This is a genomic window from Oxalobacter vibrioformis (assembly GCF_027118995.1).
GTDB lineage: Bacteria > Pseudomonadota > Gammaproteobacteria > Burkholderiales > Burkholderiaceae_D > Oxalobacter > Oxalobacter vibrioformis.
Map to the genome: position 1 here is coordinate 929,403 of NZ_CP098242.1, position 24,432 is coordinate 953,834.

Here is a 24,432-nt window from a genome sequence, read left to right on the forward strand (position 1 = left end):
CACTCAGGCTTTGCCGGTCAGCTCCTGCAAGGGCCACCGGGGACGGACGGTAAAGCCATACGCCTTTTCAGCCGCACCAGGCTCATTTAAAAGACGCATCGCACCGGCAAAAGCAATCATGGCGCCATTATCTGTGCAGAATTCCATTTCCGGATAATAAACACGAAACCGTTTTTTCCTGGCCATGTCATTTAATGCGGTACGCAACTGCCTGTTAGCCCCCACGCCCCCTGCGATCACCAGCCGGTTAAATCCTGTCTCCTTGAGCGCAGACAGGCACTTGGCTACCAGAACATCCACGATGGCATCCACCAGGCCGCGGGCAATATCCTGTTTTTCCCGCATATCGAGCGATTCACCACAATCTTTAACCGCCGTCAGTACGGCCGTCTTCAATCCGGAAAAGCTGAAATTCAGGTCTTTCGAATGCAGCATCGGGCGTGGCAACCGGTATTTTTCCGCATTACCTGTTTCAGCAAGAAGCGATACTTCCGGGCCGCCCGGATAAGACAGCCCAAGCAGCTTGGCTGATTTGTCAAACGCCTCGCCCGCAGCATCATCCAGCGTTTCCCCCAGAAGGGTGTACCGCCCTACACCATCAATTCGCATCAGTTGAGTATGCCCACCGGATACCAGAAGCGCGATAAAAGGAAATTCCGGCGGATCAGATGAAAGCAGCGGGGATAACAGGTGCCCTTCCAGGTGATGAATACCCATCACCGGCACACCCAGCGCCATACCCAAACTGCAGGCGACCGAAGCCCCGACCAGTAACGCCCCGGCAAGCCCCGGCCCCTTGGTATAGGCAATAGCATCAATAGCTGAACGGGTAATACCTGCATTATCCAGCGCCTGCTCAAGAAGGGGGATAATGCGGCGGATATGATCACGCGAGGCCAGCTCGGGGACCACACCGCCATATTCCGCATGCAGCGCAATCTGGGAATAAAGTGTATGCGACAACAATCCCTTTTCGGTGTCATACAGGGCGACACCGGTTTCATCGCAGGAAGTTTCGATACCCAGAACAATCATGAAATACGCGCCAACACAAGGTAAAATGAAAAAAACAGCAAAATTAAGCAGCAAGTGTACCTCAATTTATTGACAGGCATATTTTTTGCTGATTATAATGGCGATCTTTCGGGTCGTTAGCTCAGTTGGTAGAGCAGCGGACTTTTAATCCGTTGGTCGCAGGTTCGAGCCCTGCACGGCCTACCAGAAACATCAAGGGGTTACGTTTAGGCGTAATCCCTTTTGTTTTCCTTTCTGCTGCAAATTCTGCCTGACAGATTATAGAAGCCCTCTTCTCATATACCGTGAGTCAGTTATATTGTGAACTCTACTATTACCACTTTACAGTAAGCCGGAAGCTTTCCCACCCTGTTTCAACGAATTCAAAACCTGCATGCAATGAAGTAGCTGCTGATCGGTGATTTCGCCCAACCCAGGTGATACGGACTCATTCAGCATGATTTCCATCTGTTCCACCATCCTTCTGCCCAGACTGGTGAGACGCAATTTCTTGGCTCTTCTGTCCTGTTGATCCTCTTCTCTTTCGGCCAGTCCATTTTTCACGAGCAAATCGGTAATCCTCACAACGGAGGATGGATCCCGACCCAATGCATCCGCCAACTCACCCGGACGAACATCATGATGCCGATAGGCCATCACGAGGACAGGCAAGGCGGTAGCACCCGGTTTTCCATAAGAAGACATAAACTTGCCGAGCAGCGTTCTGTATAAATGCGCGACCTGGAATAAAGAAAACAAAAAAGGCATGCTGACTTGACGATTCGTGGTATCTGTTTTTTTCATTTTGCTGGCTTTCAGTAGATATTTTTTATTTTCAGGAACTCATCCTGTTCTGTGAGTACGCTAGCATCATCGCTTTCGACAGATCCCCTGTCTCCATAGATATCCGTTATGGCTTTTTGCCCTTCTTCAGCAGATTCATTTTTTCTTCGCCTCCAGGTTCTTGTATTCGGACAACGGACCCAGCGGCCATATGCCACTTTGGATTCCCCGGCAGGCAATAACGCCTGTATCTGCCGGTTAGCCTGTTGCTGTGTCTCCTGCGCGTTTTCGTAAGCCTTTTCTGTCTGGTTGTATAAATCTTTCAGATATGTCATTTTCGTCACCTCGTATAGTCAGGACAACAACCTCAGGCAAATGCAAGCGGAATATCCCTGTTTTTGTAAATTTCCAGTATACCCAGACCGTTTACTTTGATACCGACATCCTTTTCATTGTCCGGGCCGGAACCACTGCTACTTATGGCTCTGTCCTTTGAGCCAATATAAAACGCTCCGCCTGTATCCAGGATCAGGGTCCCTGTCATGGCGCACAATTCGGCCCTGATCTTTCGCGACAGATTCTGGAACTTTTTATCGTGAGTAATGCTTTTGATCAGCGCGTCCTGGCTTTTCCGGCTCGTGCTTCCGGTATCGCTATGAACACGCCGCAACTGATTATTTTTGCGATGCGGCTGGCTCAATATGCCGATACTGGCTTTTCTGCCATGAAAGGCCATATCCAGAGAGGTCAGGTAGGCGGCTTTCCTGACATCCAGCTCATCTTTTGAATGACGCTTGTCAAATATTTCATCGACCAAAAGGGTATGAGGAAAATACTGCCATTGGGAAAAGGCATAAACAAAAATCAGTTTGCGGTTTTTAAAAAGCAGTATTTCTCCCTTTTCCGTCAGCATGATCGCCATCCTGTTGCGCGTTCCGGTCCAGAAAGCCACGTCTGCCACATCAATGGGGGCATAAACCTCCTGTACCTTTCTGTGGTTTTCAGAAAACGGGATGATGGATTCAATCCCCAGGATATCTCCCCAGGTATTCATGGCAAGCAGCGTGCCTTTACTGGAGCCCATGGTATGCACATTATCTTCATCTGACAGGGTAAAAAAATTGCACGCACTTCTTGCACTTTTGTTGAGATATATCCCGATGGTATGCGTCCACTTTTCCCTCTCAAGCGATTTCACTGCCCATTTCTTGTATACCTGTATGAGTTGAAAAATCATATCGGCGCTCCGGGCATTCATGAATCGTGCGGCAACCCGTTCGATGGATTCCTGCACAAACCTTGCATCAGGAAGCGCCATACCGTCCCCTGCTTCGTGCAACATGCCGACAATCTCTTCAATCAGTGATTTTTCCTCCACAGAAAAAGGCATTCTCCGCTGCATCACAAAACAGATACGTGATTTTTTACTGAGAAATATTTTGAGCCTGTGCTGCGTGTCATATGTCACCCGCTGCAGGGGGGTTACGGCATCTGTATATGGCCCACTCAGTTTTGACTGGCTGGTCAGCGGCTGAATATATCTGTCCAGCATTTCCCGAAAAACCACGATTTCCCTTTCCCGGTTTTCATAATGTGTGTTCATGTCCCACTCCTTTCATGGCAGGGTTCCTGCAAAAATGAATTATTTCCTGATGCTTTGCATCCCGTTCCCGATCGTTCCTTCCTGTTCAGCTCCACCCCCCGCCCAGCGCCTTGTACAGGGCAAGCGCATTGGACTCCCGCAAAAGCCGCGTTCCAATCAGGCTGCTTTGTGCGGCATAAAGGGTTCGCTGCGCATCAAGCACATTGATATAACTCGCAACACCTGCCTCATACCGTACGGAAGCATGCTGGTAACTTCTGCCTGTGGATGCCACCAGTGACTCCTGCGATTTGAGCTGTATCTGCATGTTTTCCCGCTGGACAAGCGCATCGGCCACTTCTCTGAAAGCCACCTGTATGGTTTTCTCATAACGGGCAACCGCCATGTCACGCTCGGCTTCGGACATTTCCAGTCGTGCAATATTTCTTCCTGTATCAAAAATGGGCACAACCAGTTGCGGACTGAATACCCAGTGCCTGCCGCCGGCGTCAAACAGATTGCTATAGTCAGAACTCATCCGTCCCAGCCCTGCTGTCAGGCTGATCGTGGGGAAAAAGTTGGCGCGGGCTGCTCCGATATTGGCATTGGTCCCTTTGAGCAAATGCTCAGCCGCCTGTATATCCGGGCGGTTTTCTAGCAGCGAGGAAGGGAGCCCTTCCGGGATATCCTGCAAGGCGACAATCTCTGACAGTTTCCTCACTTCGGGCAGGTCTTTCGGCAGGGGTGAACCCATCAGAAGCACGAGATAATTTTCATCCTGCCCCACCTTGGTTGCCAGCACGGCCAGACTGGTGCGCGCTTCTTCCACCAGCGTTTGCGCCTGGCTGACATCCAGGTCGGATGCCACGCCAGCGGCAAATTTTTTCTCAACCAGTTCGAGGTTTTCCTCGCGATTTTTCAGCGTGGCCGCTGTCAAATCATGGATTTCCCTGTCAGCAACCAGTTGCAGGTACATGCCTGCTGTTTCTGCCACCAGGCTGAGGCGGGCTGATTTCGCATCCGCCTCAACGGAATGAAAGGTTTCCAGCGCCTGTTCCGTCAGGTTGCGCACCCGCCCGAACAAATCGAGTTCGAAAGCACTGAATCCCAATGAAGCGGTATATTGGCGCGAGACCCCCTCTACTCCCCGGCTGTTGAATTCTGCGGGGAGGCGCTGGGATGTTCCTCCTGTGCTGGCATTAATGGTTGGCAACAGATCTGCACGCTGTATGCGGTATTGCGCCCTCGTCTTTTCGATATTGAGTATCGCCACCTTCAGGTCACGGTTGTTTTCGATGGCGATTTCAATAACGCGCTGCATGGTTTCATCCCTGAAAAAAGCTTTCCACTCAGGTAATGCGACCTCAACAGCCTGGTCTGCCGGTTTTTCTGCTGCGGTATAGGTTGGTGCAACCGGTGCCTCTGGCCGGATATATTCGGGTGCCAGAGAACACCCTGCCAGTGCCGACGCAACAAGAACCGGTATCACACATCTGATAAAGTGCGGGAGTTTACTTTTATCATTCATCTTCGTCTCCTTCTTCAATTGGCAATGCCTCCTGCTCGGTTTTTGCTTTTTCAGCCGCTTTTTTGCGTGAGACGAAGAAATTGGTCACAATCATGTAAAAGATCGGCGTGAAGTAAATGCCCAGGCTGGTTGCCGCCGTCATCCCACAGACAACCGCCGTACCCAGCGCATTCTGACCACCCGAACCCGCCGAATTGCTGATCATGAGCGGCACCACACCTAAAATGAAAGCCAGTGACGTCATGATGATGGGACGCAGGCGCATCCTGACAGCCTGGACTGTCGCATCGTAAAGAGATGCGCCCTTTTCATGCAGATCTTTGGCAAACTCCACTATCAGGATGGAATTTTTGGCAGAAAGACCGATAATCGTCAGCAACCCGATCTGGAAGTACACATCGTTGTTCATCCCGCGGGCCCATACCCCTAAAAGCGACCCGATTATCCCTGTCGGAACAACCAGCAGTACGGAAAGGGGAATAGACCAGCTTTCGTACAAGGCAGCAAGACACAGAAAGACAACCAGGAGGGAAATGGCATACAGCATAGGGGCCTGGGAACCGGACATTTTTTCCTGGTAGGAAATCCCCGTCCAGTCAAAATCAAATCCCGGCGGCAGCTCCCTTCCCAGCTCTTCCATGGCACGCATGGCAGCGCCAGTACTCTTGCCCGGAGCTGGCTGGCCCAGAATTTCGATGGAAGGCAGACCGCCGTATCTTTCCAGGCGGGGGGACGCCGGTTCCATATGCATGGAAATAAAGGAAGAAAACGGTACCATCTCGCCCAGCTCATTGCGGATACGGTATCTGCCGATATCACTTGCCTGTGTGCGGTAAGGCGCTTCTGCCTGCATGAAGACTTTTTTGGTCCGCCCCTTGTCCATGAAATCATTGACATAGTAACTTCCCCAATAAACCGCAAGGGCATTGTTGATTTCCTCTTTGGAAAGACTCTGGGCGCCCGCCTTGGCTATATCAATATCCAGGACATACTCATCCACATCATCCAACCCGTTAGGGCGGACTGCCGCCAGGTCCGGGTGTTTCGCCGCCTTTTCCAGCAGTTCGTTTCTGGCATTCATCAGGGCGGCATGCCCCTGCCCCGCCCTGTCAATGATCTCGAAGTCAAAACCGGAAGCGCTGCCCAGCTCGATAACGGCCGGGGGTGTGTAAACATAAACAGCCGCCTCTGGTATCCGGGAAAATTTTTCCGAAGCACGCTCGGCTATGGCAGCGGCTCTCTGGCTCTTGTCCTTGCGTTTTGACCAGTCTTCCAGCATCACAAAGGCCAAACCGGCATTTTGGCTGTTTCCGCTAAAGCTGACACCGGAAACCGCAAGCACGCTTTTGACAAGACCTTTTTCTTCTGTCTGGAAATGCTGCTCTACCTGCTCAAGGACATCCAGGGTTCGCTCAAACGTCCCGCCGGCAGGTAATTGAACCTCCACGAAAACCAGTCCCTGGTCTTCTTCCGGAATAAAACCTGATGGCAGGCGTATGAACATGAAAGCAATGAGCACTAATCCGACGGCAAACCCGAACAGACATTTTGCCGGGCGCTTGACGATGCGCCCCACCTGGCTCTGATACCTGATACTCACCTTGTCAAACCAGCGATTGAACCACCCGAAAAACCCGGTTGTTCTGTGAGGCATTTTTTCGGGCAACATGGTGGCGCAAAGCGCCGGTGTCAGGATCATGGCCACAATGACAGAGAGGGTCATGGCGGTGACAATCGTGATGGAAAACTGCCGGAAAATCACGCCGGTTGAGCCCCCCAGGAAAGCCATGGGAACAAAAACAGCAGCAATTACCATGGCAACACCGACCAGCGCACCGGTAATCTGTTCCATGGACTTTTTGGCTGCCTCTTTGGGACCGACTCCTTCTTCATGCATGATCCGCTCGACGTTTTCCACCACGACAATGGCATCATCAACCAGAAGGCCGATCGCCAGCACCATGCCAAACATGGTGAGCGAATTGATGGAAAACCCTGCCGCAGCCAGTACGCCGAATGTGCCCAGGAGCACCACCGGAATCGCAATCGTCGGGATAAGAGTTGCCCTGAAATTCTGCATGAACAGGAACATCACAAGAAACACCAGGACAATCGCTTCCGCCAGCGTGTGAAAAACAGAGGAGATGGAAAGCTTTACAAACGGTGTTGTGTCATAGGCATAAACATGTTTGAATCCGGTCGGGTAAAAACGCGAAAGTGAATCCAGTTCCTTTTTGATACCAGCAGCTGTTTCCAGTGCATTGGCGCCGGATGCCAGTTTGATTGCCAGCCCTGCAGACGGCTTTCCGTTGAACCGGGAGCGCGCCTTGAATATTTCATTATTCAGTTCCATCCGGGCGATATCCCTGAGGTACAGGTTGGATCCGTCCGGATTGGTCCTGACAAAGATATCCTCAAATTCCTTCACACTCTTGAGCCGGGATGCCGCATTGATCGTCACATTCAGTTGCTGCCCTTCCGGAGCAGGCCCCATTCCGATCTGCCCTCCGGTTACCTGCATGTTCTGTTGCTTAACGATTGAGATGACATCAGAGGGATTCAGTCTGTACTGATCCATCTTTATCGGATCCAGCCATATACGCATCGCATACTGCGCGCCAAAAAGCGTGGTATCACCTACCCCGGGAAGGCGGCCAACGATATCCTGAATGTTGGATGCGATATAGTCGGCAATATCCGACTCATCCATGCTTCCGTCTTCAGAAATGAAGGCAATTGCATGCATGTAGTTCTTGACGGATTTGGTGACGGAAATACCCTGGCGTTGCACTTCTTCGGGAAGAAGCGGCTGTGCAAGCTGCAGCTTGTTCTGAACCTGTACCTGTGCAATATCGATATCCGTTCCGGCCTTGAAGGCAAAATTGACCGTCGCCTGCCCCGATGAATCACTGTTGGAGTACATATAGATCAGGTTGTCGATTCCCTTCATCTGCTGCTCGATCACCTGGGTTACCGTATCCTCAATCGTTTTTGCCGATGCACCCGGATAAGTTGCTGTCACCGCAATTTCCGGCGCGGCAATCGCGGGGTATTGGGCTACGGGCAGTGTAGAGATGGAAAGTGCTCCTGCCAGCATAATGATGATGGCAATCACCCAGGCAAAGATAGGGCGATCAATAAAGAATTTTGCCATGATGATCTCCCCTTACCCGTTCTGTTCTTCGCTTGCTGAGGAGGCTTTTCCTGCATCCAGGACGACACCTGAAACCACCTGCCCCGGACGGGCTTTCTGCAGACCATCCACCAATACCCTGTCCCCGTCCTGCAGGCCATCCATCAAGAGCCACTGTCCCCTGAAATCACGGTCAACCGTCACATACCGGGTATCGACATAAAACTCGCTTTCTCCCAGCGCTGTTTTTGCAGCTTCAGCGACAAATGCCGCCGGTTGGGATTTGTTCAGAACATGGACCAGGGTGCGCCCCTTGGTGTCACGTGTAACCGTCTTTTGCGGAACAAGGATGGCATTTTCCCGTACACCTTCTTCAATAACTGCCCTGACGTACATGCCAGGTAAAAGAATTTTTTCCGGGTTTTCAAAAGTGGCGCGTACATTCACAACACCGGTACTTTGTTCAATGGTTACATCAGAAAATTCGAGATTCCCTTCAATCCATTCCGGCTCACTGCCACCTTCTGCAACCGACGCGCTTTTCGCATAAGGACTTCCGTCTTCCAGCACCAGCCTGACTTTGGCCGCCGTCTGTCCGCTTGACTGGAGCTGGCCATGGGCAAAGGCACGGCGTAACTTCAGGAGTTCACTGCTGGACTGTGTCACATCAACATAGACATGCTTTAACTGCTGGATGGTGGACAGCGGATCAGGCTGATTTTGTGTCACCAGCGCTCCCGGTGTGACGAACGAACGCCCGATCCTTCCGGATACGGGAGCTGTGATTCTGGTGTAACCAAGATTGATCCGGGCCGTTTCCAGTGCCTGTCGTGCGGCCTCAACACTGCCTTTCGCCTGCCCGTATGCTGCTACAGCATCATCGTATTCCTGTTTGCTGACAGCGTTGATATCAACAATCTTTGCATATCGTTCAGCAAGCAGTCGGGCAGCGACTACATTGGCTTGAGCTTTGGAGAGTTCGGCTTTGGCATTGTTGTAGGTTGCCTGGAACAAGGCCGGATCAATCTGGTACAAAACCTGTCCTGCTTTGACATCACTTCCTTCTTCGAAAAGACGCGTCTGGATAATGCCGCCTACCTGGGGGCGGACTTCTGAAACCATGAGTGCGGAAACCCGTCCCGGCAACTCTGTCGTCAACAATACGCTTTCCGGCCTGGCGATCATATACCTGACAGCAGGGTTTTCCTTCTGTGGCGCGTCCTCTGAACAGCCGCTCAGAGAAGCCATACAGACAACCAGGCATCCCAGAATAACACCGGTTTTTTTCAGCAAGATTTTCATTTTTATTTTCTCCTGTACTTGCGACTTGAAGTCATACAGGCACATTGAATCATTGCACCGAAACGCCAACAATGATGAAGACAGGAACCATCATCCCAAATATGGGAGAAAAAAAATGATCAAAAAGCGGTATAAGGGAGAGAAAGAATATTGTATGAAACATTGGCATAAACTGCGCAGCGCATATAGACAATGGCGACTCAGCAATTCAGCATACTTATATCTTCTGATTTTTGAATAACAGGGAAAGCATCCCGCCTGCCTGTTATGTTTCACTCCAAAATTGAGAAAACCCATCCCAAAAATGGCATATTGAAATTTTGATATATTACTTTTCCATATCAGCCTTAATGTCCAACTCAATCTGGTTCATAAACGCCACCAGATGATCAATGAACAGGCGAACGCGTCGGGGTGTTTCATGATTGGGCATCACAATATTGACTTCGGTTTCTGTCATTTTCCAGTCAGGAAGCAGCCTGACCAGACTGCCTGCCCTTTCATACCGATAGGCCAGGGATTGAGGCATATTGATAACTCCATGTCCGGCAATCGCAAAATCCAGGGCAATTGAAATGCTGTTCAGAATGAGCTTTGGCTTGATATTTAATATTCTTTTTGCATTACCCTGTTCAAAAGTCCATTCATTTCCAGGAGGGGAAGACACAATGCAGGGAAACCGGAACAAATCCTCGGGTGTTTCAGGATGCGCATGAATCTCCAGCAGTTTGGGAGAGACATACAGAGCATGTTCCAGATTACCAATTTTCCGTACCCTGAGAGATGAGTCCGGCAGCTTCCCCAGCCTGAACTCCAGGTCAAAAGGTTCACTGATCAGATCAGACCACCGGTCAACAAGCCGGATCTGCAACTGGATCTTTGGCCATGAGGCAGCAAACGTATCCAGGCAGGGAAACAGCAGGTAATAGCTGTCAAGATGTGCTGAAAAGCGCACCAGACCTGCCGGTTCATGCATATCCTGAACCAGCGAATCACAGGCATTCAGCGCATTGCTGACAATGTATTCGCAATGCTCGAAAAAAACGCGACCATGTTCCGTCAGTTCAACATTACGGGAATTACGCAAAAGAAGCGGCACACCCAGTTTTTTTTCCATGGCACCGACTCTTCTGGATACCGTTGAAAGGGGAATATCCAGAATGTCTGCTGCTGCAGTAAAACTTTTCTGCCGTGCCACTTCAACAAATAACGGCATATCGTTCAGTATCTCTATCATAAGCCTGCCTACAAGTCGTTTCGCTTGGTTATATTAACGGGAAATCCAGCGACGAAACAATACGGCTCGCCATATCCGCATTGATCCGCCACCATACATGCCCCGGACAAAACAAAATTGTCGCCAGATCAAAGGTGCTGATACAGGAATTTTTTCACTTCATCCCTGTTCTCCCTGCTGCCCGCACCTGTGAGAAATATCGGTTTGTGTTGCCTCAATTTCCTGAAATCGCAAGTATTGAGCTGTGTATACTGCCTGCTCACCCATTCAACAGGGTAATCATCCAGCCGGTATTTGAAAATAAAGATGTCTGAATCCGGCAAAAGGATAAAAAATGTTCCTGGGGGAGGCGTTACCTCATCTCCCAGATAACACAGGATATGATCCAGTTTCAAAAGATTGTTGTGCAAACGATCGTTATCATCCTGGTATGTATCCAAAACGGTTTCGACTTCATACATATTGTTGACATACAGAATCATGGCATCCTCCCGGGAAGATATGTTGCGGGTTTTACAGGACCAACCAGCTCAGATACGGCTGAAAAGCCCTTCTGAACCCCATTTCCGCACTAATTGGCCGCGCTCATTTACTCTGAGATCATGAATGCCATATCATCGAGCCGTGATGTATAAGGACGAGAAACACGCTTGCCATGCAACCGCCTTACCACCTGTTCCAGCAGGTTCTTTTCATTGTCCGTAAATGCGCTTTCTTTCTGCAAAAGGAAAGAAAGTCTTTCCTCTCCGGGGGCAAAAAGCCTAACGCAACGATCGGTTTCATGCACAACCGGCGAATCTTTTCGCGACATATCTGTCAGTGGACCGGCCAGGATGACTCTTTCAATCAATGGGCTGATGCACAAACTGACCGCTTCACGGAAAATGGACACATTTTCATATCTTGTCTGGTATGATTTTATGTTGTCCCCCTCTTTAATGTTTATTTCCATAACGCAACATATGCGCTGTGATTACAGATTAAGGGAGTGAATTAACGGTAACAATGACGGGAGCAGGAAGTATCATCCCATTGATGAGAGATTTGACCATTCAATGTTGAGGCGGCATCGCTCTCCATTATTACTTCATATTGCCGTCATCCCGGAAGTGGCGACTGGAAGAAAAATTCCTTACGCTTTTTCGTCACCTCCATAACGTCCAATCCGGCCTCTACCGGTATCGCAATCCGCCAATAAAAAGTACAATTTTCTTTTGCCGGAAAAAATTGCATTTTTATTACGGCCCGACCTGTTTTTCAATCCACTTTTCGTATTCGCGAAAACCCACCACAGGAAAGGAATCGTTATGCGACGTATTCTGAGTCTGCTTCTCTGCACACTTTTGGTTGTTCCCTTTACGCTGCCAGCCAGCGCAAAGGCTCCGGTTCCCGCGATAAAATCCCAGCCCGGCTTTGCTACCCTGACAAAAGCCGTCGACCAGACTATCGATAAAAACATCAAGGAAGGCCGGATTGCCGGAACCGTTGTCCTGGTTTCGTATGATGGCCAACTGGTCTACCATCGTGCTGCCGGTTTGGCCGATCCGGAAAAGAAAATGCCCATGAAAGAGGATTCCCTTTTCAGGCTGGCATCTGTCAGCAAGGCCTTTACCAGCATGGCTGCCGGCGCACTGCTGGAAAAGGGCAAACTGAAGCTGGATGATCCTGTCTCAAAATGGCTGCCGGACTTCAAACCCAAAACCGCTGACGGCAAACAGCCGGTAGTAACGGTCAGGCACCTGATGACCCATACAGCGGGGCTTGATTATGGCTTCTTCCAGCCGAAAGACGGGCCTTATCGCAAAGCGGGTGTATCTGACGGCCTTGAGCGCTCGGATATTGCACTGGATGAAAATATCCGTCGCATTGCGTCCGCCCCTCTGCTGTTTGAACCGGGCTCCGCATGGCACTATTCACTGGCGATCGATGTGCTGGGCGGTGTAGTCGCCAAAGCAAATGGCACTTCATTCCCTCAGGCGATGGCTGATCTCGTTACCATACCGCTCGGTATGAAAGACACGGTATTTTATGTTCAGGAAAAAGACAGGGCCAGAATGACCGCACCGTACTATCTGGACAGAGAAGGCAAACTTGCCCGCATGAATGACCGTGATGCTGATGTTCCTATGGGAGAAGGCTCCATTCATTTTTCACCCGACCGCCCCTATGACACCAAATCATGGCCTTCCGGTGGCGCCGGCCTGACCGGGACCGCACCTGACCTGATAATCCTTCTGGAAACCATCCGCAAAGGCGGAGCACCGATCATCAGTGATGGTCTCATGAAACAGATGTGCGCCAACCAGACCGGCAAACTGACCGTCATGCCGGGTACGGCTTACGGTCTGGGCTGGGCCGTTCTGACTGATCCGGATGCGGCAAAAAGCCCACAATCTGCCGGCACCCTCTTCTGGTCAGGTGTATATGGCCACAACTGGTTTACTGACCCGGCGAAAAAACTGTCTGTGGTCATCCTGACCACAACGACGCTTGACAGCCTCGAATCCCACGGCCTGGCCACTGATGTGCGTGATGCCATCTATACCAGCCTGCCAAAATAATAGATAAATAACAACCAGCTGGTTTGCTGGAGAAAGGAAAAAATGCAAGCAACCGCAAAATATGCACCGCTGAAAGACGCTGTGGATGAGGCAATTGAAATCTGCCTGACTGACGAACTGACACCGGGAACGGTCGTTGTGATCGCCCATGAAGGGCAGATCGTCTATCACCGTGCGGAAGGTCTGTCCAATCCCGGCAAAGGCATTCCCATGCAGGAAAATTCCCTGTTCCGACTGGCTTCCATCACCAAGGCCTTCACGAGCCTGGCTGCTGCTGCACTTATTGAGCAGGGCAAAATGCAAATGGATGACCCGGTGACAAAATGGCTGCCTGATTTCAAGCCAAAAACCGCTGATGGCAAAACGCCTGTCATTACCATTCGCCAGCTCCTGTCGCATACTGCCGGACTGGATTATCGCTGGGCACAGCCTGAAAATGGTCCCTACGAACAGGCGGATATTTCTGACGGACTGGATATTTCCGGCATCACCCTGGAAGAAAATATCAGGCGCCTGGGCACCGTCACGCTGAATTATGAGCCGGGTACCTCATGGCTGTATTCTCTTTCACCGGAAGTGATGGGCGCTGTGATTGCGAAAGCACATGGCTCCACGTTCCAGAAAGCGATGAAAGAACTGCTTACCGATCCACTGGGCATGACGGATACCATGTTTAACGCCGAAGAAAAAGACCGTGGCCGGATGACAGTGCCTTATTTCATGGATAATGGCACCTTAAAACGCATGGAAGCCGACCAGCTTGTCCTTAATGAAGATGGCTGGCGTTTTCTGTTTTCGCCGGAAAGAGCATTTGATCCGAATGAATACCCGTCCGGCGGTGTTGGCCTGATCGGCACAGGTATTGATCTGCTTCGCCTGGTTGAAGCCATCAGGACCAATACCTGCCCCACGATCAGCGAAAGCCTGATGAAAGAAATGTCCACCAACCTTTTCCCGAACGGGGTACCCGAAGACCCGAGCATGGGTTTTTGCCTGGGATGGGGGGTACTTCTGGACCCGGCACTGGCCGCGACACCACAGTCACCCGGCACCCTTTTATGGGGTGGTGTTTATGGTCACCGCTGGTTTGCTGATCCGGCCAGAAAACTTTCTGTGGTCATTATGACAACGACTGCTGTTACCGTGCATAACGAGCCTGTCTCGACAACTATCCGTAACGCAATCTACGCCAATCTGCCCGCATAAAACAAAAACCACAGAAAAAGCCTCCCTGTTTTGAACTGCACCTCCAATTCGTCAGACTTTGTCCAACTTTTGGGGTGCAGTTCAAAACAGGGAGGCTTTTTCATGTATTTCGCCTTGTGGTTTACTGATATTTGTTAACAAAAAGAAAAGAGTCATATCAGAACCATAAAGAATTCGTCAAACATGCCGATGATATAGTTATCAGGAGATACAGTCTGTCAACAACATAAAAAAAGATTTTCCTCTTTCCTTACAGACAGATGGCCCCGGGAATGAGAAAGGAGTAAAAAATGCAAACCGTAAGTGCAACTACACCAACTGTCCTGCGTTCGATTACTGGCTCCGTTCCCGAAATCATGCCAACCGCAGCAGTAACCGCCGTCAAGGAACCGAAGACTTCGTCTCCGGAAAGCGCCACCGTGATGCTCTCTGAGGCCGCAAAGGATCGATACGTGTCAGACCAGAATGAGCCGGTAAAAAATGAGAAATCAGAAAGCCCTCTCCAGCAGGCCGGGCAAGAAGCCGCAGAAAAAGCCGCCGACAGTGAAAGCACTGGCAGTTCGGATACTGTCGCCGAAACACTGGAGCGTCTGAAAGAATTGCTGAAAGAAGCGCAACAGCGCCTTCGTGTCGCACAGCAGCAAATGGCCCAGGCCATGGCTGAAATGAAAAACGCCGGGACTGAATCGCAAAAAATGGCCGCCATGCTGAAAGTCCAGGCAGCGCAAACGCTGGTCATTTCAGCGCAGGGAGAAGTTCTGCAAATTCATGGCCAGATCAACAAGATCCTGCAGGAACAGCAAAAGCAGGCTAAGGACGGCGGTTAAATCCGGCAGACAGCGGCACCCCCATTGCCTGCTGTTTTCCTCATACAATGTACGCTGGCAAACAAAAAAGTCCATATGGAAACCATTCCATATGGCCATCGGATCACAGTGACTGAGTGATTCGTTTTTCCGATCCGGTCAAATCACATCATAAATCCGGACATCCGACGCACTCTGCATATAAGGCTTCAGTTCCACAACGACATCCTGATTGAAGCGTTCGCTGGAAAGATAAGCCTTCGCATCGTCAACAGAATCAAAACCGTGCAGAACCTGTACATCTTCATCACGCACCAGCAGATCTTTGGAACGGGCGCCCTTTATCCCTTTAAGAAAAGGCGCCTTGTACTTGTTATAAACATCTGCAGCGGCCGGACGGTTGTCAGGGGCGATATTCAGATTGATTTCCAGGTAAGTCATGTCGTTCTCCCTGAAAGATTGTTCGTTTCATTTGTCAGCCGTTTGCTGATGAATTCACTATACTTAGCCGGAAAACAAAAGAGAAATTGTCTTTTTACCCACCATTCATTCACATATACTATAAATATGAATCTGACACAGCTCCGTTATGTGATGGCAGTAGCTGAAACCGGGTCGTTCACGGCTGCGGCAGAGCGGTGCTATGTTACCCAGCCAACCCTTTCCAATGGTATTGCCCAGTTAGAAGAAGAATTTGAAGAGCGCCTCTTTACCCGGACAACGCGCAGCGTCTCTCTCACACCCTTTGGTGAGCACATCCTTCCCTATATTGAACAGGTCATGAACACACAGGCAAACCTGATTCATGAAGTCCGGCATTATGTCCGTCCGGCAAAACCGGTCATTCGTATCGGCACCTCGCCACTCGTCAACCCTGCCTGGCTGGGATCAACCATCAGTCGGTATCAGCAGAAAAATCCTGAGATGGAAATTATCCTCCACGAACAGAATATGGCGGATCTATACAGAATGCTGGATGACGGGTTGCTGGATTTTGTTTTTGGCGTCAGGCAAAACCGCAGAAATTCGTGGCATGCCGTCTTTCTCTATGAAGAACCGCTTTTTTTCATTCCCCGTGGCAAGAAACTCCCATCCCTGACAGAAAAAAAATCGGTTCTTTTTGATGATATTGCAACAGAAACATTTGTCATGGTCCCTGACGCCTGCGGCCTGGCGCGCTCTACGCGCAACCTATTCAGGACCCACCGGCGAAAGCTGAATGAATATTCCGGTGAAGCGCTCAGCTACCAGGTTCTAGAAGAGTGGGCCTCTCTCGGGCTGGGTGCTGCCATCCTGCCGCAATCCCGTCTTTCGTCAGGGTACAAAAAGGTCTTTCCGATTGCCTCAAAATCCGGAAAAAATATCACCATCGCATTTGAAGCCGTATGGCCCAAGCCGCATTCTCTGCCCCAGCATTTGCAAGGATTTGTCCAACATTTGCAGCAGACCGCACATCAGGCCAAAGAGGAGTAAACCGCATGGAAAAAATCAATCAGTGGCTGCAGAATATCCCTGCCCTGCTCAGCTCAAGAACATCCATATTTATCTATCTTTTTCTATCTGGTTATTTTTCCTGTCATCTGCGCGATCATTCCCTGGTTCAAGGAAATGATGCCAAGTGATATGATCCAGTTGATCCTGTGCAACTATACCAATGTTCTGAGTGCACTGGGGGCATCTCTTGCCGCCGGAACCGGTGTTGCAGTCCATCAAGGGGTGCGACGTATTCACCAGCAACACGATCACCTGGAAAAAGCGATCAGCCAACTGTATGAAAAAATCGAGCAGATCTCCGACAACGATAGCAACAATAACGAAAAAAACATAAGGTCTAAAAAAACCGCCAGTACCTCATGAACTGACCCCGTAAAGTTGGACATTTATTTAAGGGGACAAATTGGATTGAGTTCTGAATTGCACAGGACTCAATCCATTTAGTTTTAATCGGATTCTATCGTGATTATAGTAGTGGATATACTCCCTTATTTCTGATTCCAGTTGTTCGACAGAATCAAACTTTTTGATATAAAAGCATTCTGACTTCAGCGTGCCAAAGAAACTTTCCATCGCCGCATTATCCAGACAGTTTCCCTTGCGAGACATGCTCTGGGTGAGTTTATGCTGTCGCAGGGTTTTCTGATAGGGCTTCATTTGATACTGCCATCCCTGATCCGAGTGGAGTAGTGGCATATCGCCCGGTTTTAGACGGGAGATTGCTTCTGAGAGCATCTTTTGTACCATATCAAAGTGAGGACGTCTGGCGAGCTCACAGGAAATGATCTCGTTGTTATACAAATCCATAACGGGTGACAGATAAAGCTTTTCTCCAGAAACATTGAATTCAGTCACATCCGTTACCCATTTCCGGTTCGGCTGCCCTGCTGCAAATTGCCTTTGCAGCAGGTTGGGCACAACCTGCCCGACATGCCCCTTGTAAGAACGGTATTTTTTGATGCGAATGAAGGATGCCAGGTTTAGCTGCTTCATCAGCTTTTGAACTGTCTTGTGGTTAATCATGTAGCCTTGTTGTCTCATGACACAAGTGATCCGGCGATAGCCATAACGCCCTTTGTGCTGATGAAAGGTACTCTGGATGGCTTGCTTTTCCAAGGCATACCTGTCCGGCAGCTTCTGCTTTTGGCAGTGGTAGTAAAAGGTGCTGCGGGAAAGTGCCGCTATCCTCAGCAAATCATAAAGTGCATGTTTCTGCCTTAACTCATTAACTATTTGCGCCCTGGTTTTGGCACAGACAGTTTCCCTTGCCTGGTTAAGGCTTTGAGCTTTTTTAGGTAATCAACCTCAGCACGAAGGTATCTGACTTCGGCCAGCAGTTCTTCCTGGGTTTTTTCTTTGTCCGGCTTTAACGCGGATGGCTTTTTATGGGGCTGGGACATGGGGGATGGGCGCCCTCGTTTGGTGTTTAACAAGGCATCTGTGCCTCTTTCACGGTAGATTTTATCCCATAAGGCGACTGTGCTAAACAAGACATTGAAATGCTTGGCAGTCGCATTTAATGAAAGATCGTGTTCATGCATGTGTTCTACAACCTGGCGCCTGAATTGGCCATCATAACGGCGGCCTCGATGGCTCAGGCCTTCAACGCCATTTCGCTCGTAGGCACATATCCAGGTGCGAACGTTTATTCTGGGTATGCCAAATTGCTGGGCCGTCCTGATGGTACCGCCTTGTCCGGATAGATGGTAGTTAATAACTTCTAATTTGAATGCCTCGGGATATTTTGACATGAAAACTGCACCTCCAATTCGTCAGACTTTGTCCAACTTTTGGGGTGCAGTTCACATTCTGGCGGTTTTTTATCCCAAAGAGAAGAAATTAATGATCGCTCGCTCCGGCAGCACCGATACCGGTTACCGAACGAATATATTGCAGCTTGAAGCCGACCTGATCCCTTCTGGCCTGCACCGACCTGTCAGCCAGTGATATCAGCACAGCTGAAATAAATGCCGTCGGAATCGTAAAGATCGCCGGATTACTGTACGGGAATATCGCGGATGGATAACCCAGCACCGATACCCAGATCGTGGGACCAAGGGTAATCAGAACAATGGCCAAAAACAGGCTCAGGAAACCACCATACACCGCGCCTTTGGTTGTCAGTTTTTTCCAGAACATGGCCAGGGTAAGAATCGGGAAGTTCGCCGAAGCGGCAACTGCAAATGCCAGGCCAACCATGAACGCCACGTTCTGGTTTTCAAAGGCAATACCCAGCACAACCGCAATCAATCCCAGGACAACCGTTGTAATACGCGATACCCGTATTTCTTCATGAGGCTGGGCCTTGCCTTTCTTGACCACAGACGCATAAAGATCGTGGCTGACCGCCGAAGCCCCGGAGAGAACCAGCCCGGAAACCACAGCAAGGATAGTGGCAAATGTCACGGCAGAAATAAAGCCGAGGAATACGTTGCCGCCAACAGCCTCAGCCAGATGAACCGCTGCCATATTGGTGCCGCCAATCATGCGAATCGTTTCGCTTCCCTCAACCAGCAGGGTCTGGAAATATTGAGGATTGTTCGTCAGCAGAATAATCGCGCCAAAACCGATAATGAAAGTCAGGAGATAAAAATAACCGATGAAGCTGGTGGCAACAAAGACAGACTTTCTTGCTTCCTTGGCATCGGGCACCGTGAAAAAGCGCATCAGAATATGCGGCAAACCGGCTGTACCAAACATCAGGGCAAGGCCGAGTGACAGTGAATCAATCGGGTTACTGATCAGCACGCCCGGACTCAGGATGGCGGCACCCTTTTCATGAATGGCAACGGCCGAGGCAAACAAGCCGTCAAAGCTGAAATTCACTGTTTTCATCACCATGAAAGCCATGAAAGTCGTACCAGCCAGGAGCAGCACTGCCTTGATGATCTGCACCCAGGTTGTCGCAAGCATGCCACCAAACAGCACATAAACGACCATCAGCACACCGACAATCAGGATGGCATAGGTGTAGCTGAGCCCGAAAAGCAGCTCAATAAGCTTGCCGGCGCCGACCATCTGGGCAATCAGGTAAATCAGAATCACCAGCAAAGAGGAAACAGCTGAAAATATGCGGACCGGCTTTTGCTTCAGGCGGTAGGCAATCACATCGGAAAATGTAAATTTCCCGAGATTGCGCAGCCGCTCGGCAATCAGAAAGAGCACGATCGGCCAGCCAACAATAAAACCGACGGCATAAATCAGGCCATCATAACCGGTGGTAAACACCATGGCTGAAATACCCAGGAAAGAGGCTGCTGACATAAAATCACCCGCAATCGCAAGGCCATTCTTAAAGCCACCAATACCGCCCCCTGCGGTATAAAAGTCCGTGGTGGATTTGTTTTTCTTTGATGCCCAGTACGTAATGAACATGGTGCCCATGACAAAAACCAGGAACATCAGGATAGCGGTGATGTTCAGCGGCTGCTTTTCTACCGGGCCTGTCAGAGCATCGGCATAAACAGCCGGAGTGAAAACCGCTATCAGGAGGGAAATAACATATTTATGCATGTTCACTCTCCTCGATTTCATGAATCACCTGCCGGGTGATTTCATCAAATTTCGTGTTAACCTTTCTGACATAAACCCCTGTGAGGGCAATGGAAAACAGAATGATAAACACCCCGGCATAAATACCGATGGTGATGGGTGAGCCTGTGAAAAGCGGACGGCCAAAAAATGCCGGATTAATGCCGATATACAGGATGTACGCGACATAAACCGTAAAGACCAGGAACGAGAAAAACCAGCTTAAGCGTTTCTTTTCCTGCTCCATTTTTCTGAATTCCGGGTGATCCAGTACCCGTGCCATTGCGGATTTCTTCATATCCCTTTTTCCTTCTATTTAAAAAATGCTGTTGACTCCGAACCAGATCGGATAAGCAATTCCCAGTTCCAATAATTTTTTCGATCAGAAGAAATCAACAACAAACCGGCACCCCTTCAGGATGGGAAGGAGAGCACGCCAACAAAAACAGCCCGGCTACATGGCTGAGCCTGTTTGAAAGTACTGCGCCAGTTGTTTGATCAAATCTTCAGATTAAGTGGAGCAAAATATCTGCCCCGTTTTCAGGCCCTGTTTTAGCGATCCATTAGGATCCCTGGACAGAACGCTCTTCTGAACGTGCCGTTACGATAGGGATAGTCGTCGGCAGTCGAGAGTGGAAACCAGCACAGGGTTGCGCACTGATTCACCATGATAAGAAACGGCAGGGTTAATGCCAAAACAAACGCAAGTTGCGCCCGCTGCCTTTTTTCTGGCGGACACGATAAGTTTTACTTGCTTATGCATAACGATACATAGCCTATGTCAGGTTTAAAAAAACGGACGTCTGCACCAAATGATCTCAGATACAAGGACATTCACAGCCGGTTGGTAGGGCTGTGCCCGTCATAAGCCTTTTCGGATTTTTTTATAATCCGTTGGGTTAATTATACACAAGTCTTCCAATTTGGCAAATCGCATGGTAATATATTAGGTTGGCGTGAAAAAACTTGACTGATATATTGCGCACATGCAAAGGCGAAAAAAAACCTGGGGAGAACAATGGCGGCAACTGGCCCGCTGTTTTGTCACCTCGCCCGGACTGCGGGATGCCATCTCGCACAACTGCATCAGCGATTATTACGCCCACAAAAAATACTTCAACACGCAATTCAGGCATGACGATGCCGGGCCTTTCAAGCATTTCCTGGCTGTAGTCGCCATCATGAAAGATGAAGGCATCTATCTTGCCGAATGGATCGAATACCACAAACTGGTCGGCGTCGATGTTTTCTTCATCTACGACAACGAATCGTCAGACAATACAGCCGACATTCTCGCACCATACATTGCCCGTGGCGATGTCGTCCATATTCCCTGGCCTGGCATACGCCAGCAGTTCAATGCCTATAACGATGCGCTCAAACGCTTCCGCATGGAAACCCGGTGGCTGGCTTATATTGATGCCGATGAATTCATCGTACCGCTTCAGAAAGACACGATCCCCGACATTCTCGAGAACTATAAAAATGAGGTGGGACTTTCCATGCACTGGCTCATGTATGGTGACAACGGGCACAAAAATTACGAAGAAGGCCTGGTTATTGAGCGTTTCACCGCTCATGCCCTTAAGCCGGATGAATTCATGAAAACCATCATCAATCCGCGTGCCGCCTTTTCCATGGAAACCCATCACGGCTGTTTTATCGGCCGTCACGCGGCAGTCAATGAAAAAGGAAACAAGGTAAGAACCCGCTCAAATGAGCTGGCAGCATCGGTTATCCGGGTCAACCATTACTGGGGCAAATCGTGGGAAGAATATGAAATGAAGCGGATCAAGGGACGTACCGGCAGCCGTGGCGCCATGCTGCCGGCTGACGACTCCATGTTCTCCAGGCGCAACCGTAATGAAGTGCAGGATACTGTCCTGGAAAAATATGTCCCGCTCGTCAAGGCCAATATCATCAAAACCCGTGAAGACTATCTCGCACGGGAAAAACCGGACACGCCTGTGTCATCACCTGGCAGGATATCCCCATGAAAATTCTGGTAACAGGCTCAGCCGGTTTTATCGGCGCGGCATTAACCCTTCGCCTCCTGGCGCGCGGCGATACTGTCATCGGTCTGGACAACCACAACGATTACTATGACCCGGCATTAAAAGAAGCACGGCTTGCGCAATTTGCTGCACACCCCGGCTATACGCACATCCGTATGGATCTGGCAGATCGCGCCGGCATGGAGAGTGTATTTGCCCGTCACAAGCCTGAGCGGGTTGCCCATCTGGCTGCCCAGGCGGGGGTACGCTACTCCATTGAAAACCCGCTGGCTTATATTGACAGCAATATTGTCGGCTTTGCCCATATTCTCGAAGGCTGCCGTCACCATGGCGTCAATCACCTGGTATATGCCAGTAGTTCAAGCGTGTATGGCGCAAACACCACCATGCCGTTTTCCGTACACGACAACGTGGACCATCCACTCAGCTTTTACGCCGCCACCAAAAAAGCCAATGAACTGATGGCCCATTCATACAGTCATTTGTATCAATTGCCGACAACGGGCCTGCGATTTTTCACTGTGTACGGTCCCTGGGGTCGGCCGGATATGGCACCCTTCCAGTTTGTCAGCGCCATCCTCGAAAACAAGCCGCTCAAGGTTTTCAACTATGGAAATCACCGCCGGGATTTCACGTATATTGACGACATCGTTGAAGGGGTGATCCGTGTTCTTGATCGTCCTGCAGAAATCAATCCGGCATGGAAAGGCGATCATCCGGACCCGGCCTCCAGCACCGCGCCCTGGCGTGTCTATAACATCGGCAACAGCCAGCCGGTCCAGCTCATGGATTACATCGCCGCCTTTGAGAAAGCACTGGGAAAAACGGCGGAAAAAGAAATGCTGCCCCTGCAGCCCGGCGACATGCCGGATACCTACGCCGATGTATCGGACCTGAAACAGGAATTTGACTACAAACCCGATACCCCGGTAAACGAAGGCGTTCGCTGCTTTGTGGAGTGGTATCGCCAGTATTACAACCGCTGACACGGTGGAAAACGCCCTGCTGTTTTTTGCTGCTTTTTGCGCCAGCCTGCTTGGCGGCATGCTGGGCATGGCTGGCGGTATCTTCATCGTACCGATTCTTACCCTCCTTTTCGGTATCAATATCCATACGGCAATTGGAATAAGCCTTGTTTCCGTGATTGCCTGCTCGTGCAGCAGTGCCGTCACCTTTCTGAAAAATCACCTGACCAACATCCGCCTGGCCATCGTGCTTGAAACCGCATCAACACTTGGCGCCCTGACTGGTGTGTTTTTAATCGGTCTTGTTTCGACCGCATTTCTGTATGGGTTGTTTGCTTTCATCCTGCTGCTTTCTGCAAAACAAATGCTGACACCCCGGCAGGAAATAAAAACAGGAGAAAACATCCCGGCAAAAAGCTGGGCAACCACTCTCACCCTGCATTCAAGTTACCCGGATCAGGCATCGGGAAAAGAAATCGCGTACCAGGTAGGAAATGTCCCTTTCGGCCTGGTTCTGATGTATGGCGCCGGCCTCATTTCCGCGCTGCTGGGCATTGGCTCAGGTGTGCTGAAAATCCCGGCAATGGATACCGCTTTGCGCCTTCCCATCAAGGTATCGTCTGCCACATCCAATTTCATGATTGGCGTTACAGCAACAGCAAGCGCAAGCGCTTATTTCATGCGGGGAGATATCGATATCCAGGCGGCAGGCCCTGTCGCACTCGGTTCTGTGATAGGCGCACTTGCGGGTGCCCGTCTCTTGATCTGGTTTCCATCAGACAAACTGCGGGTTGTCTTCATGATAATCCTTGTGGCATTAGCCAGCCAGATGTTTTTCACCGCATTAGGCATTGATCTCTTTAACTGGAGGTAATGTGGAGCTCCCGGCAAAAGGCACTGGACACCTCTATCATCGCATCACACGCCTGTTTCTGTATGGCACATGGCTGGGGTCAATCCTGATTGCTACAGGTATCCTGCTTACCATCATAGCGCCGGTTTATCCGGCTAATCTTCCATTACTGACCAGCAGCAATGTGACAAAGCTCGGCATTGCCGTTTTTATTCTGATGCCCATCATCCGGGTATTACTCATGCTCTGGACCTTTTTACGCCAACGAGATCCTGTCTATACCGCTATTTCAGCCACCGTGTTGCTGACAATCCTCGTCAGCGTTTTCATGCGTTAACACAAGATGGAAATGTGCCTGTGCCGGAACTTATTGCGGACGTTTTATCATAAAAAAGCTGCTAACTTCAAAAAGTTAGCAGCTT

Annotated in this window: 24 protein-coding genes and 1 tRNA gene; 11 read left to right on the forward strand and 14 right to left on the reverse strand. The window is 50.0% G+C overall.

Annotated elements, in window-relative coordinates:
- Positions 1 to 3: 3 nt before the first annotated feature.
- The gene (gene tsaD / locus NB640_RS04630; protein WP_269310002.1) at positions 4 to 1,035 is read right to left on the reverse strand and encodes a tRNA (adenosine(37)-N6)-threonylcarbamoyltransferase complex transferase subunit TsaD; all 1,032 of its coding nucleotides are present in this window, start codon (positions 1,033 to 1,035) and stop codon (positions 4 to 6) included.
- 110 nt (positions 1,036 to 1,145) lie between these two features.
- Here tsaD and NB640_RS04635 point away from each other — a divergent pair.
- A tRNA-Lys gene (locus NB640_RS04635) sits at positions 1,146 to 1,221 on the forward strand.
- 135 nt (positions 1,222 to 1,356) lie between these two features.
- Here the strand turns inward: NB640_RS04635 and NB640_RS04640 are convergent.
- From NB640_RS04640 to NB640_RS04680, 9 genes are all read right to left on the reverse strand, one after another.
- Positions 1,357 to 1,818 carry a MarR family winged helix-turn-helix transcriptional regulator gene (locus NB640_RS04640; protein WP_269310003.1) on the reverse strand — a complete coding sequence of 154 codons (462 nt, stop codon included), beginning with the start codon at positions 1,816 to 1,818 and terminating at the stop codon, positions 1,357 to 1,359.
- A gap of 11 nt (positions 1,819 to 1,829) precedes the next feature.
- Positions 1,830 to 2,132 (reverse strand): hypothetical protein, encoded by a 303-nt coding sequence (locus tag NB640_RS04645; RefSeq protein WP_269310004.1) that lies wholly within the window; start codon positions 2,130 to 2,132, stop codon positions 1,830 to 1,832.
- Positions 2,133 to 2,164: 32 nt separating this feature from the next.
- Positions 2,165 to 3,400, reverse strand: a complete 1,236-nt coding sequence (locus NB640_RS04650) for a hypothetical protein (RefSeq protein WP_269310005.1) — start codon at positions 3,398 to 3,400, stop codon at positions 2,165 to 2,167.
- A gap of 85 nt (positions 3,401 to 3,485) precedes the next feature.
- Positions 3,486 to 4,907: an efflux transporter outer membrane subunit gene (locus NB640_RS04655; protein WP_269310006.1), complete on the reverse strand. Its 1,422-nt coding sequence runs from the start codon at positions 4,905 to 4,907 to the stop codon at positions 3,486 to 3,488.
- Positions 4,900 to 8,061 carry an efflux RND transporter permease subunit gene (locus NB640_RS04660; protein ID WP_269310007.1) on the reverse strand — a complete coding sequence of 1,054 codons (3,162 nt, stop codon included), beginning with the start codon at positions 8,059 to 8,061 and terminating at the stop codon, positions 4,900 to 4,902. Before NB640_RS04660 ends, NB640_RS04655 begins: the two co-directional genes overlap by 8 nt.
- 12 nt (positions 8,062 to 8,073) lie before the next feature.
- Positions 8,074 to 9,342 carry an efflux RND transporter periplasmic adaptor subunit gene (locus NB640_RS04665; RefSeq protein ID WP_269310008.1) on the reverse strand — a complete coding sequence of 423 codons (1,269 nt, stop codon included), beginning with the start codon at positions 9,340 to 9,342 and terminating at the stop codon, positions 8,074 to 8,076.
- A gap of 328 nt (positions 9,343 to 9,670) precedes the next feature.
- Complete coding sequence (locus tag NB640_RS04670) at positions 9,671 to 10,579, reverse strand: LysR family transcriptional regulator (protein WP_269310009.1); 909 nt, start codon at positions 10,577 to 10,579, stop codon at positions 9,671 to 9,673.
- Between the two features lie 128 nt (positions 10,580 to 10,707).
- The gene (locus NB640_RS04675; protein ID WP_269310010.1) at positions 10,708 to 11,061 is read right to left on the reverse strand and encodes a hypothetical protein; all 354 of its coding nucleotides are present in this window, start codon (positions 11,059 to 11,061) and stop codon (positions 10,708 to 10,710) included.
- 107 nt (positions 11,062 to 11,168) lie between these two features.
- On the reverse strand, positions 11,169 to 11,531 hold the full coding sequence (locus tag NB640_RS04680) for a hypothetical protein (protein WP_269310011.1): 363 nt from the start codon (positions 11,529 to 11,531) through the stop codon (positions 11,169 to 11,171).
- A 355-nt stretch (positions 11,532 to 11,886) separates the two neighbouring features.
- Between NB640_RS04680 and NB640_RS04685 the strand changes: the two genes are divergently transcribed.
- The 3 genes from NB640_RS04685 to NB640_RS04695 all read left to right on the forward strand — a co-directional run bounded on the left by NB640_RS04685 (position 11,887) and on the right by NB640_RS04695 (position 15,173).
- Positions 11,887 to 13,140 carry a serine hydrolase domain-containing protein gene (locus NB640_RS04685; RefSeq protein WP_269310012.1) on the forward strand — a complete coding sequence of 418 codons (1,254 nt, stop codon included), beginning with the start codon at positions 11,887 to 11,889 and terminating at the stop codon, positions 13,138 to 13,140.
- 42 nt (positions 13,141 to 13,182) lie between these two features.
- Entirely contained in the window at positions 13,183 to 14,346 is a 1,164-nt protein-coding gene (locus tag NB640_RS04690) for a serine hydrolase domain-containing protein (RefSeq protein ID WP_269310013.1), read from the forward strand.
- 290 nt (positions 14,347 to 14,636) lie between these two features.
- Positions 14,637 to 15,173: a hypothetical protein gene (locus NB640_RS04695; protein WP_269310014.1), complete on the forward strand. Its 537-nt coding sequence runs from the start codon at positions 14,637 to 14,639 to the stop codon at positions 15,171 to 15,173.
- 138 nt (positions 15,174 to 15,311) lie between these two features.
- On the opposite strand, the gene NB640_RS04700 is transcribed toward NB640_RS04695, so the two are convergent.
- Positions 15,312 to 15,593 (reverse strand): hypothetical protein, encoded by a 282-nt coding sequence (locus tag NB640_RS04700; protein WP_269310015.1) that lies wholly within the window; start codon positions 15,591 to 15,593, stop codon positions 15,312 to 15,314.
- Between the two features lie 126 nt (positions 15,594 to 15,719).
- Here NB640_RS04700 and NB640_RS04705 point away from each other — a divergent pair, with 126 nt between their 5' ends.
- From NB640_RS04705 to NB640_RS04715, 3 genes are read left to right on the forward strand one after another with little or no spacing between them, the layout of a single operon-like run.
- Positions 15,720 to 16,625 carry a LysR family transcriptional regulator gene (locus NB640_RS04705; RefSeq protein ID WP_269310016.1) on the forward strand — a complete coding sequence of 302 codons (906 nt, stop codon included), beginning with the start codon at positions 15,720 to 15,722 and terminating at the stop codon, positions 16,623 to 16,625.
- A 5-nt stretch (positions 16,626 to 16,630) separates the two neighbouring features.
- Positions 16,631 to 16,774 (forward strand): hypothetical protein, encoded by a 144-nt coding sequence (locus NB640_RS04710; protein WP_269310017.1) that lies wholly within the window; start codon positions 16,631 to 16,633, stop codon positions 16,772 to 16,774.
- A gap of 1 nt (position 16,775) precedes the next feature.
- Positions 16,776 to 17,009, forward strand: a complete 234-nt coding sequence (locus tag NB640_RS04715) for a hypothetical protein (RefSeq protein ID WP_269310018.1) — start codon at positions 16,776 to 16,778, stop codon at positions 17,007 to 17,009.
- Between the two features lie 27 nt (positions 17,010 to 17,036).
- Here NB640_RS04715 and NB640_RS04720 read toward each other — a convergent pair.
- The 3 genes from NB640_RS04720 to NB640_RS04730 all read right to left on the reverse strand — a co-directional run bounded on the left by NB640_RS04720 (position 17,037) and on the right by NB640_RS04730 (position 20,475).
- A protein-coding gene (locus tag NB640_RS04720) for an IS3 family transposase (RefSeq protein WP_408637943.1) occupies positions 17,037 to 18,397 on the reverse strand; the annotation gives its coding sequence in 2 pieces (ribosomal slippage) (positions 17,037 to 17,920 and positions 17,920 to 18,397; 1,362 coding nt in all).
- Between the two features lie 88 nt (positions 18,398 to 18,485).
- On the reverse strand, positions 18,486 to 20,159 hold the full coding sequence (locus NB640_RS04725; RefSeq protein WP_269310020.1) for a cation acetate symporter: 1,674 nt from the start codon (positions 20,157 to 20,159) through the stop codon (positions 18,486 to 18,488).
- Positions 20,152 to 20,475, reverse strand: coding sequence for a DUF485 domain-containing protein (locus NB640_RS04730; RefSeq protein WP_269310021.1), 324 nt, complete (start codon positions 20,473 to 20,475; stop codon positions 20,152 to 20,154). Before NB640_RS04730 ends, NB640_RS04725 begins: the two co-directional genes overlap by 8 nt.
- Before the next feature lie 688 nt (positions 20,476 to 21,163).
- Here NB640_RS04730 and NB640_RS04735 point away from each other — a divergent pair.
- The 4 genes from NB640_RS04735 to NB640_RS04750 are packed head-to-tail and all read left to right on the forward strand — an operon-like array spanning position 21,164 to position 24,347.
- The gene (locus tag NB640_RS04735; RefSeq protein WP_269310022.1) at positions 21,164 to 22,174 is read left to right on the forward strand and encodes a glycosyltransferase family 92 protein; all 1,011 of its coding nucleotides are present in this window, start codon (positions 21,164 to 21,166) and stop codon (positions 22,172 to 22,174) included.
- Entirely contained in the window at positions 22,171 to 23,178 is a 1,008-nt protein-coding gene (locus NB640_RS04740) for an NAD-dependent epimerase (protein ID WP_269310024.1), read from the forward strand. Before NB640_RS04735 ends, NB640_RS04740 begins: the two co-directional genes overlap by 4 nt.
- The gene (locus tag NB640_RS04745; RefSeq protein WP_408637944.1) at positions 23,144 to 24,031 is read left to right on the forward strand and encodes a sulfite exporter TauE/SafE family protein; all 888 of its coding nucleotides are present in this window, start codon (positions 23,144 to 23,146) and stop codon (positions 24,029 to 24,031) included. The genes NB640_RS04740 and NB640_RS04745 overlap by 35 nt, the downstream gene beginning before the upstream one ends.
- Before the next feature lies 1 nt (position 24,032).
- Positions 24,033 to 24,347 (forward strand): DUF1634 domain-containing protein, encoded by a 315-nt coding sequence (locus NB640_RS04750; RefSeq protein ID WP_269310025.1) that lies wholly within the window; start codon positions 24,033 to 24,035, stop codon positions 24,345 to 24,347.
- The last annotated feature ends 85 nt before the right edge of the window (positions 24,348 to 24,432 follow it).